Source organism: Sphingobacterium lumbrici, assembly GCF_006476045.1.
Taxonomy (GTDB): domain Bacteria; phylum Bacteroidota; class Bacteroidia; order Sphingobacteriales; family Sphingobacteriaceae; genus Sphingobacterium; species Sphingobacterium lumbrici.
Genome location: NZ_SRZY01000028.1, coordinates 39287 through 56231, shown reverse-complemented (window position 1 = coordinate 56231; position 16945 = coordinate 39287). Strand labels below are relative to the sequence as shown.

Here is a 16945-nt window from a genome sequence, read left to right as displayed (position 1 = left end):
AAATCAGAAAACCTTTACGGTGATATTTCTTAACCACACATCATCTCCGTGATCTTGAAACCCAATTACACCAGACTTCGATTTGCCACCCACGTTATTTAACAATTCAAAGGCTAATGGCCATTTTTCTTTACTAAATTTACTTGCTTGCAACAATGCTGTCCAAGCTGGTGTCCAAAGCTCGTATTCTACCACATTTACACCATTTTGGTAGTGAGAAACCTTACCTTTCTTCACAACTATTTTCGAACTATTCCATTCGCCGGCAGGATTTGCATTTTGCGGTTTTGCAGGGATCATATCATAAAGCGATGCTGATTTTCGATTGTTATCCACACCTAACTTTGCGTCAGGATGTCTTTCATTATCCAGCAACTGAAATTCAGGACTCGAAATATAAATCGGTTGGCCTTTTATTTCTTTTGCCAAAAAGAATACACCTGAATTACCGCCTTCAGATATTTTCCACTCAAATTCCAATTCGAAATCTTTGAAATCATGTGCAAAAATCAAATCACCTCCCTCAGGAGAACTGATACTAGGTGCTTTTGAAAATTTTAATGTACCATTATCCAAGCTCCATTTATTGGGAATATGGTCTTTGCCGTATCCCCTCCACCCCTCTAGCGAAGATCCATCGAATATCACATACGCACCGTCTGCATTTTTTTTAAAATCTTTAATATTTACGTTTGGAAGATCCAGTAATTCGTAGCTTATTTTATTTTCCACGGCATCCGCTTTTTTTTGTGCTTTACAGGCTCCAATCGAAAGAGCCCCCACTAATACACAGGTTAAAATAGAAGTTTTTTTCATTCGTATAATTTGTGTTATTGATCTGTTTTTTTTCTTATTTAGCGACATCCATGAGATCGCTTTGTTAAGTTTAATGGCAATGGATCTTTCGTGAGTTGTTTTATCATGTTTTTAGATATAAAATAAAGATAGCAAAAAGAAAATCCAAATTTCAAATGAAATTTGGATTAATATTACATTAACAAACTAAAGTTAATATTCTCCTCCCATATCATCTCCCGGCATCTCATAATCATTTTTCTTATTTCTATTTAAATCCTGAATGCCAAATCGATACGAAAATGAGAGATTAAAAGTCCGTTTTGACCAACGCATGATCTGATCTATAGTTCTTGTTGGCAAATAACTTTCGCTTCCAAATCTTCTTGTATCGAAAACATCCCTTACGTTAAACATAACAGTACCTTTTCCTTTAAGCACATCCTGACTTAATGCCAGATCTAAACTCGACATCGATTTCATTTTCCCTTGCAATGTATTCATTGGCGCACGATAATCACCTTTTATCTGCATAGATGTTGCAGACGCAAACTTCACATTTGTCATCAAATTGCCATTCAAACCAAGTGCGTCAACGGATGAAACACTAAAAGCGCTATAAGGAGTTACCTTACTGTAAAACATATTCACATTTCCGGTAGCATCCCACCATTTTAATAAATTTACTTTTGCAATTAACTCTACACCACTACTATTACGGCTGCCCACATTTTCCCATCGACTAAATGTTGCATTTCTGTTCGTTGCCAGGTATTCTTTAGCGACAAGATCATCTTCCCCAAACTGAAAAGGTTGCGTCATATCATTTATGCGGCGAAAATATGCAGAACTAATAAAATTCCATTTCTCATAAACCTTTGCAAAGCTTAACTCGAACGAATGAATATCTTCAGGCATCAGATTAGGATTCCCTTGTCTGTAATTCATTTCATCAGATAAATTTACAAAGGGATTAACTTGCCACCCTCTCGGACGCTGTACACGTCTTGTATAACTTACCTGTACCTTATCCCCGTCACCGTTTACATCATACGTAAGAAAGGCACTAGGATATAACCTAAAATAATCCAGCTTACCCCTTCCAATACGATCACTTTCAGAAAGATCCTCATTCATACTAACGATAGTTGTATTTAAATACGCATCTTCGGCACGTAACCCGACTTGCATGCCTATGCGATTTGTCAACATGCGTTGGTAATTTGCGTATAGAGAATGAACCCCACTCTTCATTTCAAAATCATTGCTAACGTTATAATCAGGACCAAAAACATTGTCAGATATTAATGTATCAGAATATTGGCTTTCGCTAGAATTACGCAAAATCGTCCGATACCCTGCTTCAAACTTATGATTTTCTCCTAACGGCAACAGATAATCCAACCGAAAATTCCAATTTTGACCTGTTTCTCCGGCAATATTTTTCCGCTCTCTCGGTGTACGCCCATTATCAAAGGTTTGAAAAAAGCTATTCGTACCCTCTTCTTCGTCATTTCCGGAAGTCACATTAGCTGTGATCTCCTCTCCTTCGCGCTTCAGACGCTGTTTGAAATCAAAAGTAATATCGTAACCAAAATCTTGTTCGTATTGCCGCGATGTCCGGTCACTACGCGTTCCCCAATCAGGTTGGTTAATATACCTATATTGCATATCTTCTCCCCTACTATTATCACGAACACTTATATTCGCGCCCAAACTTAGTGTCGCTTTTTCAGTAGGATAATAATCCGCTCCTAGGCGGAAGGAGTTATTTATGCTTTTTCTAAAACTCTCCATCTCGGTATTTGTCACTTCACTCGTACCCAATTGCGTACCATCGATTAACTGCACATTGCGAACAAATCCTTCCCCCACATTTTTACCGTGTCTAAAATTATAGCTACCAAAATAATTAAATTTATCATCTCTATAATTTAATATAACGCCGGCACTGTAATTCTCATAATTACCGACAGAGGCGTTAACAGCACCATTTAATCCGGCACGTATATTCTTTTTGAGGACAATATTTATAATCCCCGCTTGTCCCTCGGCATCGTACTTGGCCGAAGGATTTGTAATAATCTCTACTTTCGAAACCGCATCAGCTGGCAGAGATTGCAAAAGTTTGCCTACATCACTTCCCGCCATCGCAGACTCTTTACCATCGATTAAGATACGTACTGAACCCGATCCTCTTAACGAGACAGAGCCGTCCATATCAACTTGTAATGTGGGTACATTTGCCAGTAAATCCGACGCTGAGCCTCCGGTACTGACCATACTCTGTGTAGCATCAAATACTTTTTTATCGATATCCAACCGCAATTCTGGTATCCTGCCCTGCACGATCACCTCTTCCAGCCTTTCTCCTTCAGCCAGCATATTCAATGTTCCCAGATCAATGGAGGCTGAAGCATTTGTGATTACTATATTTTCATACATATAGTCTTTTAATCCAACATACGTAATGTGTAACGCATATATACCAGAACCTATATCATCAAAGTTCAATTTACCACCGACGCGAGTCTGTTGACCTCGAATATAAGCTTTTGAGGATTGACTCAAGAGAGCTACACTGGCACCTACAATAGGTTCGTTAGTTTCAGCATTTATAACTACCGCTTTAAGTTGTCTCTTTTGTGCAAATGAAATTGTCGGAATAACAATTAATAAAATAAATAAAAGTCTATTTCGCATATTATATACTAGCTCCTCCTATTACAAATGTGATCATTTTTGTAATAGGAACAGATAACGTAACTGCAATATTACGCGTAAGAAAAAAAGCGATATCTACTCTACGGAAACAGTAAGGCCTTCTGCTTTGAGGATTTTTCGGTAAATCTCCATCTCTGTAAACGACCCCTCCAATATCGCACATTTCCCTTCATTGTGTACTTTCCAGGCAATACGTTCGGATTCTGTTTCCGTATATTGCAGATGGTGCATAAGGCAATAAATAACATGGTCAAATGTATTGGTTTCATCATTCCATAAGATCAATCTATTGGACTCTTTAAAAGAGGCTAAGATCTCTTCCAATGTAAAGGTTTCCTGTACGGTTTCGACACTCATACTGCAAAAATAACTTATTTTTCAAAAAAAGCGTAATTTTACCTACAATTGATTACGAATTACGAGATAAACTTATGTTTCAGTCCCAAATAGCAGGTGTAGGGTATTATGTACCCAAAAACATCTATACCAATACCGATCTAACCCGCTTTATGGAAACAAGCGACGAGTGGATCCAAGAACGTACAGGCATACAGGAGCGACGTTATGCCGACCGTATCGGAGAAACAACGACAACAATGGGGATTGAAGCCGCAAAGATCGCTATTGAGCGTGCCGATATTACAGCCCAAGATATCGATTTCATTATATTCGCGACACTCTCTCCTGATTACTATTTTCCAGGCTGTGGCGTATTATTGCAACGCGAGATGGGTATGAAAGAAGTCGGTGCGCTGGACATTCGTAATCAATGTTCGGGCTTTATTTATGCACTATCCATAGCCGATCAATTTGTCAAAACAGGTATGTATAAGAATGTACTTGTAGTAGGATCTGAAAAACATTCCTTCGCTTTAGATTATTCCACACGCGGGCGCAATGTATCTGTGATATTTGGAGACGGAGCAGGTGCAGCCGTGGTTCAACCGACTACTGAAGAAGGTCGAGGAATATTGAGCACACACCTCCACTCCGATGGTGCAGATGCGGAAAAATTAGCCATGTATTACCCCGGAGCATCTGGTGGTATATGGTTAGAAAACCAGCCCGATTGGCCGGATCAGGAATTAGGAGGAATGCTAATGACCAAGGAAATGCTAGACGATGGCACCACCTTTCCCTATATGGACGGACAAGCGGTATTCAAGAAAGCTGTGGTCAAATTTCCTGAGGTTATCGCCGAAGCCCTCGCCAAGAACAACTTAAGTACAGAAGATATTGATATGCTCATACCGCATCAGGCGAACTTGCGGATTTCTCAATTTGTACAAAAAACATTAAAATTAAGTGACGACAAAGTCTTCAACAATATCCAAAAGTATGGTAACACCACCGCAGCCTCCGTTCCTATTGCCTTGTGCGAAGCATGGGAACAGGGGCGCATCAAAAAAGGTGATCTCGTGTGTTTAGCGGCTTTTGGAGCTGGATTTACCTGGGGTTCGGCTTTAATTCGTTGGTAAAGTATGTTTTGTACCAAAATCATCCAGCAGCTGCTGTACATCGCTACTGGCATATTCTCCAAAAACGACATACAGTTCGTGACAGACTGACGGTAGTACGCAATAAACTCAGGGTAGTATTTCATAAACGACATGTAGTAGCCAATACACTACCTGCAGTATGCAGGATACGCATAGTAGTAGGTAATAAACTAACGGTAGTACGCAATAAACTCAGGGTAGTATTTCATAAACGACATGTAGTAGCCAATACACTACCTGTAGTATGCAGGATACGCATAGTAGTAAGTAATAAACTAACGGTAGTAAGTAATAAACTAACGGTAGTACGCAATAAACTCCTGGCAGTATGAAAAAAACTAAGGGCAGTTCTTCATAAACGACATGTAGTCCGGGACGTACTACATGTCGTTTGTTGCACTAGCTCCTACGTTTGCCCGTTGAGGCCAACGGTATTTTGTTCAGATCCCGTGGAAAATAATATTCGATCTTACCAAGCCAGATGGGTTGCAGCTTTCCTTCGTCCACATAGGCACGATGGGTCGATTCAGCGATACTTAATTTAGCTATTACCTGGAGTTTGAGAAGCAAGGGCTGGTCTAAAAGACTGAGCAGGTCGCGGTCAAGGATATCCGCCATGAGTTGCTAAATTACATTAATGGATTTATACTGATAATCAATTTGATTTAACAATATTCAAATAAAAAAATGATTCCGTTAGTGGAATCGCTTTTTTTGTACCGAATTAGGTCGTTATAATGCAAAACACTATTTTTGAAGGGCGCAAACAAAATATAATGACACCTATATACCAACTTACCGATACCCATACCCATATTTACTATCATGCAAATTCGGCGCATTTGGATGTACAATTGAAGAACTGCTTTGATAAAAACATTACCCGCCTTTTTCTTCCCAATGTAGACAGTAAATCTATTCAACCGGTATTTGATACGGTATCAGCTTATCCCGAAAATTGTTTTGCCATGTTAGGCCTACACCCATGTAGCGTAAAGGCTAACTATAAGGCCGAATTAAATGTTATCGAGAACGCAATCGGTAATCATAAGATATACGCTATTGGTGAAATTGGGTTAGATCTTTATTGGGATAAGAGCACGCTAGATATACAGAAGGATGCCTTTCGTACACAGGTAAAATGGGCTAAAGAACTTGGGCTGCCGATTGATATTCACTGCAGGGAGGCTTTTGATGAAATATTTGAACTGCTGGATGAGCTAAAGGACGATAAGCTGTTCGGAATTTTTCACTGTTTCACAGGAAATCTGGAACAAGCTCATCGTGCTATTGATCTGGGTTTTACATTAGGTATCGGAGGCGTGGTTACATATAAAAAAGCAGGGCTGGACCATATTGTAAAAGAAATCGATCTCAAGCATATTGTCTTAGAAACAGACACACCCTATCTCGCTCCTGTTCCGTTCAGAGGAAAAGAAAATGAAAGCGCATATTTATATTATATAGCCGAAAAAGTCGCTGATCTACATCAAATAAGCATTGAAAAATTAGCAGAAATTACGACTAACAATTCAAAAAAAATTTTTGGAATCTAACAGATGAACAACATTTTTATAATATACACCGGAGGAACTATCGGAATGGTACAAGATCCAAAAACCGGCTCTTTTGTTCCCTTTGATTTTGAGCTCATAGCCAACAACCTACCTGACCTAAGCCGTCTTAACTATAAACTCACTGTACACCCCTTTAATCCTATCATCGATTCATCGAATATGAATCCATCCATTTGGTTGGAAATGGCACAATTAATCAAGGATAATTACGACAGTTATGATGGATTTGTCATACTCCATGGCTCGGATACTATGGCATTTTCAGCATCTATGTTGAGTTTTATGCTGGAAGGGTTGCAAAAGCCTGTGGTATTTTCCGGTTCACAATTACCTATTGGTGAGATCCGTACAGATGCACGGGAAAATTTGATGGCGGCTTTAGAAATTGCTTCCGCAAAAAGAGACGGCCGATCCATTATCCAGGAAGTATGTATTTTATTTGACAATAAATTGTATCGGGGTAATCGCTCCTTCAAGTATAATTCGGCAAAATTTGAGGCTTTCCGGTCACCCAACTATCCGGTACTTGTAGAAGCCGGCATTCACCTGAAATATAACGAGGATGCCTTGTTAAATAACAGTAACAAAGAATTTATCTTACATACCCAGCTCGACAATCGTGTAGCAGTCCTTAAACTATTCCCGGGAATCAGTAAAATCACTGTTGAAGCCGTTTTGAATTCAGATGTAAGAGGGATCGTGATGGAGACTTTTGGCTCCGGAAACACGATGACGGACACTTGGTTTTTAGATTTATTAGAGGGATGTATCAAACAAGGTAAAAACATTGTAGACATCTCACAATGTAAAGTAGGATCTGTGGAATTAGGTAGGTACGAGACATCCCAAGGACTTAAAGCAATAGGCGTACTGAATGGCTACGATATGACTTTTGAAGCCGCGGTAACCAAACTAATGTACCTACAGGGGGAACTCGCCGACCAACAAGAAGTAGCTTATTGGATGCAAAAAGACATCAGAGGAGAATTAACCGTAAATGATTAACTAATTTGCTGATGCGCGAATACGCAAATCAGCGAATACGCAACAAAGCCAAATTACGTTAATGATTGCAACACCTCAGCAACAACAAAATTACTCCCTCCTACGAATATAAGATCACCGCGTTGAAAGGCGCCCTTCGCCACTTCCAATGCATGATGTACAGAACCTAACGATTTACCCAATAATCCGTAATTCGCGGCCTTTTCCTGCAATTCCTCAGCTGTCATTGCACGGGGCATATCTGGATTCGAAAAATAATAGATAGCATCTTTGGGTAAAAAAGGAAGCATATGATCCAAATCCTTGTCTTTCATTGCACCAATTACGACATGTAATTTTCTGTAAGAGACTTCCTGCAAATTTTTAACAACCTCTCGGATACCATCTTCATTATGCCCGGTATCACAGATTATTAAGGGATCTATCGAAATGGTTTGCCAACGGCCTTGAAATCCGGTAAGCCGCTGTACATTCGCTAATCCTGTTTCTATGGCATCTATAGCAACATCGAATCCGATTTTACGGATTTGGTCTACAATGGCCAATACCCCAACAATATTCTTCAATTGATAAGAGCCGGTTAAGTCTAGCTTTATTGTATTGCTCATGGCAGGACCAGTGATGTGTATAGACTGATAATTATACTCTTTGGATGTTCTTTCAGCCTTGTAAACCTGATCTGCAAATATTAGTGGAGCCTCGAGTTCCTCTGCTTTAGCTTCAAATACCGGAGCTGTCAACGGATCAAATTCGGAAATAACAATAGGTGTATTTGCTTTGATGATACCAGCCTTCTCATGCGCAATCTCCTGAATGGTATCACCAAGTAGGTTCATGTGATCCATTCCGATATTGGTAATTAAGGCAACTTCGGGAGAGATAATATTTGTACTATCCAATCTACCTCCCAATCCCACTTCAATAATAGCGATATCGACTCTTTCTTGGGCAAAATAGTCGAATGCCATAGCAACTGTCGCTTCAAAAAAAGAAGGCTTTACAGCCTCTATCAGATCTCTCTGCGTATTTACGTAATCAACGACAAATTGTTCAGATATCATTTCGCCGTTAATCCGCACGCGTTCCCGGAAATCAACTAAATGGGGGGAAGTATATAATCCCGTTTTGTATCCCGCAGATGACAAAATAGCGGCTAGCATGTGAGAAGAAGAGCCTTTTCCATTCGTTCCTCCTACGTGAATGGTTTTAAATTTATGTTGCGGATTATCCAAAGCGGCACACAATTCCAGTGTACGATCCAAATCTTTTTTATAAGCGGAAGCACCATCACGCGTAAACACAGGCAATCGACTATATAAGTACTCGATTGCTTCTGTATAGGTATTCATAAGTAACTATCTAAGTTTGAATTCTATCCGGATCTGAACGGTTCGTCGATCCGGTGCATTCGGGATAGCATTAAACTTTCCCTTCCGCAACTCTCTGTTCAACATTTCATTGACCGTTGAAGACGCATACGTCGTCCCTTTTAACCCTGATCGTACACTGATAACGTTTCCGTTCTTATCGATCGTCAACTCGGATACAACAACACCACTAAACTGTCCTTCATCTTTTATATTCGGTCGTACGGCCCAGTGTCTACTATTTAATGAAAGTGGCTCATTTCCAAAACCGGAACCACCTTCACCATAGTTACTAGCCAACGGGTCGCCTAATTCGGAACCTTGATTTCCGGGTGTCGTTCCTGTACCATCTCCGGATCCTGAAGCGTTATTTTTTTTACCTTTATACAACGCATTCGTATTCACGGCCGGGGTACTATTTTTCTTTTCGACCGTGGTCTCGACAGCGGTTGTTTTTACTGGTTTTTCAGCTTTTGTAACAGCCGGGGCATCATCCATATCTTGAGTGGCCACCACTTTATCTGCTGTTTGCTGCGTAGGTGTAGGAATAGGTGTTTCTGCCGGATTTATTTTATCCGGTTTCACATTGTTTGCATTCTCGTCCATAGATGGCTCTTCGATCGACATGTAGTCATCTCCCATTCCCTCTTCGGCAGTACCATAGTTCACAATAATACCTCCCATACCATATTCAGGCAAATTGTTTTGACCAAACACAATAAAGAAGCCAATAACGACTAATATAACCATGACGAGGGACGAATAGCCCAACGCCTTTGGCATATTATTTTCTTCTTTAAGATGATAATACATACACTTCTATTTTTGAGTATGACCTGTAATTCTTTATTAAGTTTAATACAGGTCTACCTTATTTATTAATCTCTTTTAGGCTCTGTCGCCAGCACCAGTTTTATTTTCAATCTATTCGCAACATCCATTACCGAGATCACATTTTGAATCGGCACGGTACTATCCGCATACAACATGATAGTTACTTCTTCTCCTGTATTCATCTGGGATTGTAATACTTGCTCCAATGCCTCATAGGGTACCACCTGCTTATCCACATGATACACCAGATCACTTGTTACAGAAACCGTAACCGTTTTTTTCGCTACAGACTGCTCTCCCGCGCTTGATCGTGGTAATAATAACTTTACGACCTGTGGGTTGGCAACCGCCGACGCCAACAGAAAGAATAACATCAAAAAAAACATGATGTCATTCAATGCTGCTGTATGTACCTCAGCAACAGGTCTATTTCGTCTATTTCGTATATTCATATTATGATCCTGGCTCGTCTAATAAATCAATAAACTCCACAGCCTCTGTTTCCATACGTAAGATCAGACGCTCTACCATCATATTCAAAATATGGTACCCGATATATGCTAAGATACCTATCGTCAACCCGGAGGCTGAAGCGATCATCTTCACATATAACCCACCAGATACCGTACCGATATCGATACCTCCGGCAATTTCAACCTCACGGAAAATTTGGATAACGCCAAAGATCGTTCCTACGAAACCCAACATCGGTGCAATACCGGCAATAATGCCCAAAATATTAATATTCTTCTCCAGTTTGGATACCTCTAATTTACCAACGTTTTCAATAGCACCTTCAATATCTTTGATGGGGCGTCCGACACGTGTTAAACCTTTTTGCAACATACGTGCTAACGCTGAATTACTCGAGCGACACACTGCGATAGCAGCATCCAGTTTACCCGACAACACATTGCTTTTTACCTGCGCCATCAATCCACCATCCAATCTTGAAGCATTCCTAATCGTAATATATCGCTCAATAAAGATTACCAATCCGAGAAAGAAGAGTAACAAAATAGGGATCATGATCCACCCGCCCTTCATCAATAATTGAATCAAGTTCAGATTTTCTTCTTGTGTAGCTAATTGTACAGACTGTTGTTGAACTTGGTTCAAAGTGTCCAGTGTTAGATTGTCTTGTAATAATGACATAGTAATCTATAATATTTATTGTAATGGTTTTTATTTTCTATTCTATTTAATTTTATCAGGCCAGGCATCTGCAATAATATGCTTTTGCACATAGTGCAATGCTGAATCCATTTCCTTTTTCGTTGCGTAAGTATCCCAAACTACTTTCTTACGGTTATGGGCAAGATTAGGAGATACTACTTTCACACTTTTATGCCCATCTTTATGAAAAGCTTCTGCCTGCTCATAAGCTTGCGCTAAGGTACGATGCGAGCCAATCACAATTTGATACTGATGTTTCACCGTTGGTACTTCATTCACCTCAGCGGGGATCTCCGTCACCGTTGTGTCTACTGATGTCGACGTATCCTGATTCAATAGTATTGTATTCGTATCTACCGAAGTCGTAGCACTCAAGGTGTCGAACCTGTCCGGGATAACAACGGTAACAGTTTTCTTTTCCTCTCCCCAATTCAATATATTGTAATAATAAAGTCCACCTATTAGTACCAGTGCCACGATAGCCACCAAACCATACCACATCGCGTTGTTGGAACGTTGAACTTCATCTTCTATCTCTGGTTCGGTCGGGGTAGCTTCAATTGGAAGAATTTCCTCCTCGCTAACTTCATTTCCCCCCTGTACAACTATAGGATCCTCAACAGGTGGATTGGCAATTACAATCTCATCATGCGAAAGCTCTTCAATAATTGGTTCGGGCTCTTCTACAGCCGGTGAATAAAATTTATCCTCCATGGATTCATAATTGAATCCGCTCAAGTCAATCGCCTTGAATACGTAACTATCGCCGTAACTTACTAAATACCCTAAATCATCCAGTTTAGCCTGGCCTTTTTGGTTTAGTTGCTCAACAATGGTACGTACAGCCACCTCTACCTCTTGTTCGGCATCCAGACGGTCATTTTGTTTCATCTGCTGTAAGTACGACACAAAGTCATAACCGTCAACAGATCTCGAGTCAAACTCAATAAATGTAATAGGTGGCAGGAATACATTTTTTTTTGCATCATAGGTCGCCGGGGTATGTATCCTTTTGAATACCCCCAAGCCTTTGACATATACTTCTGTCTGACGCTTTAATAATGTATGTATAAGTTTACCTAAATTCATTTACTATTGCTTTTGACCTGCAAATTTATAACCTTATTTCGTTAAAACGAAAAATTAAGTCCACCGATCATTCCAAATCCCAGTTTAGGATAATATAAGTAACGCTGGTATTCATTATTGAAGATATTATTTGCTTTTACAAACACACCTAAATTCTTCGTTGCTTTATACTCTGCACCTGCACTCAAGTCAAAAAATGCAGGAATACTTTCTTTACGGTATGAACCTGGATCAGGCACAAAACCCGGACCATCGTAATCGTAGGATTTTGCATACGATATCCCATGGAATAAAGCCTCTGCATCAATATACAATTTCTCTGATATGTTAAACCGTGCATTAGCCGCCAGACGCATCTTTGGTGTAAACCATGCTTCCTCTTCAGTAGCTGTAGTATATTGATCAATGTTCAGCTTTCCGCCTAGGTTAATCAATTCTGAAAGCCTAATATTAATTTCTCCTTCCAAGCCAATGTATTTGACAGTATTGTCTTCATTGCCATCATAAATCAAATCAAACTGAAAAGGGTTATTCAGGTTATTCACAAATAAAGGCAGCCCTTCCAAAGTCTTGTACATTACTTTAGCCTTATATCCAAAGGTAGCACCTGCATTTCCTTTGATCCCTCCAAAGAAACTAAGGCGTTCCACGACATTTCTAAAATCTTGTTGAGGAGCTAGGTAAGGATTTTGTTGGGTAAATGATTTATAAGAAGCACGTTGTACTCCTCCATTGATCCCACCGAATAAATGAATATAAGTAGGTACCAAAGAAAAATCAACTTCAGCAGAAGGAAAAATGTTAAATCTGCTACTATCTCCAAACTCAGAAACTAAATTGGCGCCTAGTGTAATTGCATAGTTATCCCCCTTGAAGCTGATGTATGGATTAATATTTGCTAATGAATTATTAATCTTGCCATCGTTTACCATGTTGGCCGTTCCACCAATAGAATTGACATCTACAGCTACATTAGCACCTATATTAAAGGCCCGCACGCGTTTATTCAGATAAGCAGAGAGCGCTACGGAGTTTTCATTCGCATCAAACTTATCCTTGTACGTATATGCATCTACTTTGGCTGAATACGAGAGTGCATCTTCATTCAGCGGATCGAAATTACTGGTTAATTCGCCTGTAAAATAGATGTCATTGAAACGCTGTGCCTCACGTTCACGGTTTAACGATTCCCCACTCACTGCTTCCGGTATACCGTAAAAGCGTGTGCCATATCTATTGTAACCAATCAATCCATCCACGGTAAACGCCGGAAGTACTCTTCTACCGAAGACACCTACTTCCTGCCTCGAAAACTTTTGATCTTCCAAACTTCCTTTTTGATTGAGGTGTTTTACAAAGCCTCCAAAACGAATATCTTCATAGTCTTCGACTGCGATGTAAGCTTCGCCAAGTATCGTACCTAAGTTACCGATCCCTAATTTCACATAATTGCTCGTGATATCTTCTATTCGCGTGAATGGCATTTCCTGCACATCCAATTGCTTCAGACCCGTATTGATATCCAATTTTTTATCCACTACATTGCCGTATGACAATTTTGGCATATAGCTGCGCTTATTGGTCATATCCGGACTACGACGGATCTTGACCGCATCGGCAAGAATAGGCTTATAATCACGAACGACATTAAAAGAATCTATAGTAACCGGTTTGTCCGGATTCTCTTGCGCTAATCCCTGTGAACCAAAACCTACTAACAACGCTACTATAGCATAATTCTTAAACCTTGTTTTATGCAATTTCATCTAACTATTTTTCTTTATGGCTGATGAAAACTCACCAGACGGTATCGGACTCGGTTTCATCATTATTTCCTATTTCTTGTTATTTAAGTTTTCCTAAGCGATCTTTTGCATCCCTGATTACACCATCTTCTTGATTTTCGTAGTTCTCAATGACACTCTCTAAAGTTGCTTTTGCCTGAAAGTTGTCGCCTTTCCCTTTGTACGCATCCGACATCAAGATAAACCCTCTACCAACCCAATAATCGTAAGAAGAGAATGTGTTCGAAATATCAAAAGCAGATTCAATAGCTTTGTCAAACTGCTTCGCTTTCAATTGTTGCTCGGCGACTAAATATCGCGCCTCAGCACCTGTAGCCGTTTTACTCTTCAATGCCGCCAGATTCAGCTCCTTAGTCGCCTCTACAGATTTATTGGTCGCTAAATAGGCCTTTGCTGCATATAGATGTGCTAAACCAATATCTTCTTGAGAAGATTTTTCGTAATTTCTAACCAGATTAGCATAATTTAGCGTCTCAATATAATCGCCAATATTGAAATAACTCACCAATAGATTTTGGATTGCAAAGCCATAATTCTCTTTGTATTCCGATGTTAACTCCAGTTTCTTCAACACCTGCACCGCTTCATTATATGCCTTATTACGCAAATGCAATTTAGATACGCTGACTAATGTCCGTTCCGTATATGCACTTGTCCAGTCGTTCATAATAATATTATAATCGTGGAGCGCCTCTTTGTCCTTACCTAGAGCTGCATAGCTTTCTGCGCGGATAAATCGTGCATATTTTTCTTGGATAGGTTTAGGAAACTTGTCAAAATAAGCATTTATAGCTTCAACAGCGCCTTGCCAACTTCCTCTATCAAATAAATTACGTGCTATACCGAATGTGTGTGCATCCTGCTCTGCCTTGCTTAAATCGCCGATATTGGTACTCGTTGCATATCGGATATAACCGGTAGCATCATTATTGTCCAAATAGATGTTTTCAATAGAGCGGATAGCCTGTTTTGCCTCATCCGTGGTCGCGTATTGGTTTACGACACGTTGGAAAGTTGCCAAAGCAGCATCGTTGTTGTCCTGATTATACTGTACCAGGCCGATGGTTACCAGCGCACGTGGAACGTAAGAGCTGCGCGGATATTTCTCGACCATGGATTGGAGCCCGGCAATAGCCTGGTCATGTTGTCCCATCAAGAAATAGGTATATGGAACTTCAAAAGCCACATCATCGGCATAATTGGAGTTCGGATATTTCGCTATGACCGAATTCAATGTCGCAATTTTTTCTTGATTATTTCCCTGTAGCCCCTGAATGATTCCCCGTTGAAACAACGCATAATCCTGGCTTTGTGCATTTGAACTGATCAAACGATCGTAATACGTCATGGCTTTACCATAATTTTTAGCTCCGAAATAAGAGTCGGCCAAACGTGCAATGGCATCATTGCGTGTATTTAACTCAATACCATCTTTCCCACCGGTTGACAGAAAACGTTCGAAATAATTGGCTGCAGTTGTATAATTATCATTCCGGAAAGCCGCGTATGCAAGTGCATAATTGGCGTAGCTGTACACGTCCGTGTTCCTGGCAACAGGTAGTTGCAGGAATTTATTGAAATTAGCTACTGCTTCACGATACTTACGGACTTCATACATCGCCTCTGCCTTCCAATAGGTTGATAAAGCATAAATTTCCTCATCATAACGATTTGCTTCTGACCGCATGAACATTGAAATTCCATTTTCAAAAGCACGCTCATTGTAATACTCCAATCCACGATAATACGTCACCTTTTGATAGGCTGCCTTAGATTCTCTGGTCGTCCGGTCGATAGACTCCAATACATCTACCGCTGCACGGTAACTTTTTGTACTCAAGAGTACCTCCGCCAGCAACGTTTTGGCCTCTTCGGTACGTACAGATCTGGGATAGGTCTCCAAATATTCCTGTGTCGCATCTAGCGCAACCTGATGAAAATCCAATTCATAAGAAAGCTTGGCATAATTAAACAATCCTTCCTCTTTCAACTGAGGATCAAATTCCAGTTTCGACGCTCTAAAAAAAGCATTACGTGCACTCTGCTTATTATCCGTTTTCAAAAATGCGTCACCCAATGTAATCATTGCTGATTGATAGTACGCATCAGGTTCATTCATTTTCTCTAATTCAGTGATAGTTTTTTCATAATCACCTAATTTATACGCAATATATCCGATCTGATAGCTATCCTGGTTATTTTGCGTTTTTCCCTGATCTTGTGCTTGAAACTTATCGTAGTAGGCTTTTGATTGTTTCAAATCACCTTTTATAAAATAAGTTGCTCCGATAATACGGAACATTTCTGTTTCGTTTTCCTGCTTCGTAGTCTGCAAGATCGGTAACGCATAACTCAGCACATCATCGTAACGCTTGTCCAAAAAGTAAAGCGCAGTGATATAGTACGGATAACTTGTTTCATAAGTTTTAGATCCATTCAGCCGTTCAAACTCGTTTAATGCCGTCTTATATTCTGCATCCAAATAAGATAGGTAAGCATAGTAGTAGATGGATGCTTCCTGATACTGGCTTTTTTCATCTTTTAACCTTTCAAAGGCCGGTTTAGCTGCAGTGTACTCATCTGTCATAAATTGTGCATACGCCAACTTAAACCGATACTCTGTATTCTCTGCACCTGCAAGATTTTTAGAGTCTATTTTCAAAAACCATTCGATTGCCTTTGGATAATCTTTCTTTGCATAATACGAACGTCCTATTTGGAAATAAGCCGCTTTAGCATTAGCACTAGCGGGGAAATCCCTGATATATTTTAAAAACTGTGCCTCAGCATCAGATTCATCCAACTCCAATGCACATATAGCTTGATAAAAACGAACATTTTCTTTGATTAATGTCAATTCCTCTGTTTCATCCAATTGGAGCGTAGATTTGGTACGTAACGCATCAACTTGGCTAAACTGCTTAGCAGCTGAGCTATACTTCCCTCTTTCAAATAATTCTATCCCGGATTTATATGCCTTGTTAATATCTTGCCATGCCGTTTGCTGCGCAAAAATAGGAGTTGATAATAAACTTAAGGCGACACCTAAACCGTAAATTTTGTTGTACATAGTG

Annotated in this window: 14 protein-coding genes; 4 read left to right on the top strand and 10 right to left on the bottom strand. The window is 39.9% G+C overall.

What is annotated here, in order from left to right:
* Positions 1-3: 3 nt before the first annotated feature.
* From E4F24_RS09875 to E4F24_RS09865, 3 genes are all read right to left on the bottom strand, one after another.
* Positions 4-816 (bottom strand): 3-keto-disaccharide hydrolase, encoded by an 813-nt coding sequence (locus E4F24_RS09875; RefSeq protein WP_140938538.1) that lies wholly within the window; start codon positions 814-816, stop codon positions 4-6.
* A gap of 192 nt (positions 817-1008) precedes the next feature.
* On the bottom strand, positions 1009-3498 hold the full coding sequence (locus E4F24_RS09870; RefSeq protein ID WP_140938537.1) for a TonB-dependent receptor: 2490 nt from the start codon (positions 3496-3498) through the stop codon (positions 1009-1011).
* Between the two features lie 96 nt (positions 3499-3594).
* On the bottom strand, positions 3595-3876 hold the full coding sequence (locus E4F24_RS09865; RefSeq protein WP_140938536.1) for an ATP-dependent Clp protease adaptor ClpS: 282 nt from the start codon (positions 3874-3876) through the stop codon (positions 3595-3597).
* 74 nt (positions 3877-3950) lie between these two features.
* Here E4F24_RS09865 and E4F24_RS09860 point away from each other — a divergent pair, with 74 nt between their 5' ends.
* The 4 genes from E4F24_RS09860 to E4F24_RS09845 all read left to right on the top strand — a co-directional run bounded on the left by E4F24_RS09860 (position 3951) and on the right by E4F24_RS09845 (position 7600).
* Positions 3951-4997 carry a 3-oxoacyl-ACP synthase III family protein gene (locus E4F24_RS09860; protein ID WP_140938535.1) on the top strand — a complete coding sequence of 349 codons (1047 nt, stop codon included), beginning with the start codon at positions 3951-3953 and terminating at the stop codon, positions 4995-4997.
* An 8-nt stretch (positions 4998-5005) separates the two neighbouring features.
* Positions 5006-5350 carry a hypothetical protein gene (locus E4F24_RS09855; RefSeq protein WP_181182431.1) on the top strand — a complete coding sequence of 115 codons (345 nt, stop codon included), beginning with the start codon at positions 5006-5008 and terminating at the stop codon, positions 5348-5350.
* Between the two features lie 444 nt (positions 5351-5794).
* The gene (locus E4F24_RS09850) at positions 5795-6574 is read left to right on the top strand and encodes a TatD family hydrolase (RefSeq protein WP_140938533.1); all 780 of its coding nucleotides are present in this window, start codon (positions 5795-5797) and stop codon (positions 6572-6574) included.
* A 3-nt stretch (positions 6575-6577) separates the two neighbouring features.
* On the top strand, positions 6578-7600 hold the full coding sequence (locus tag E4F24_RS09845) for an asparaginase (protein ID WP_140938532.1): 1023 nt from the start codon (positions 6578-6580) through the stop codon (positions 7598-7600).
* 53 nt (positions 7601-7653) lie between these two features.
* Here E4F24_RS09845 and E4F24_RS09840 read toward each other — a convergent pair whose 3' ends face one another.
* From E4F24_RS09840 to E4F24_RS09810, 7 genes are all read right to left on the bottom strand, one after another.
* Positions 7654-8949, bottom strand: a complete 1296-nt coding sequence (locus tag E4F24_RS09840) for a bifunctional folylpolyglutamate synthase/dihydrofolate synthase (protein WP_140938531.1) — start codon at positions 8947-8949, stop codon at positions 7654-7656.
* 6 nt (positions 8950-8955) lie between these two features.
* Positions 8956-9780 carry an energy transducer TonB gene (locus E4F24_RS09835; RefSeq protein WP_140938530.1) on the bottom strand — a complete coding sequence of 275 codons (825 nt, stop codon included), beginning with the start codon at positions 9778-9780 and terminating at the stop codon, positions 8956-8958.
* 65 nt (positions 9781-9845) lie between these two features.
* Positions 9846-10253, bottom strand: a complete 408-nt coding sequence (locus E4F24_RS09830) for an ExbD/TolR family protein (RefSeq protein ID WP_136901624.1) — start codon at positions 10251-10253, stop codon at positions 9846-9848.
* Position 10254: 1 nt separating this feature from the next.
* Positions 10255-10956 carry a MotA/TolQ/ExbB proton channel family protein gene (locus E4F24_RS09825; protein ID WP_140938529.1) on the bottom strand — a complete coding sequence of 234 codons (702 nt, stop codon included), beginning with the start codon at positions 10954-10956 and terminating at the stop codon, positions 10255-10257.
* Positions 10957-10998: 42 nt separating this feature from the next.
* Positions 10999-12066, bottom strand: coding sequence for an HU domain-containing protein (locus E4F24_RS09820; RefSeq protein WP_140938528.1), 1068 nt, complete (start codon positions 12064-12066; stop codon positions 10999-11001).
* Between the two features lie 41 nt (positions 12067-12107).
* A complete protein-coding gene (locus tag E4F24_RS09815; protein ID WP_140938527.1) occupies positions 12108-13832 on the bottom strand; it encodes a TonB-dependent receptor in 1725 nt (574 codons plus the stop codon).
* A gap of 79 nt (positions 13833-13911) precedes the next feature.
* Entirely contained in the window at positions 13912-16941 is a 3030-nt protein-coding gene (locus E4F24_RS09810; RefSeq protein WP_235891196.1) for a tetratricopeptide repeat protein, read from the bottom strand.
* Between the last annotated feature and the right edge of the window lie 4 nt (positions 16942-16945).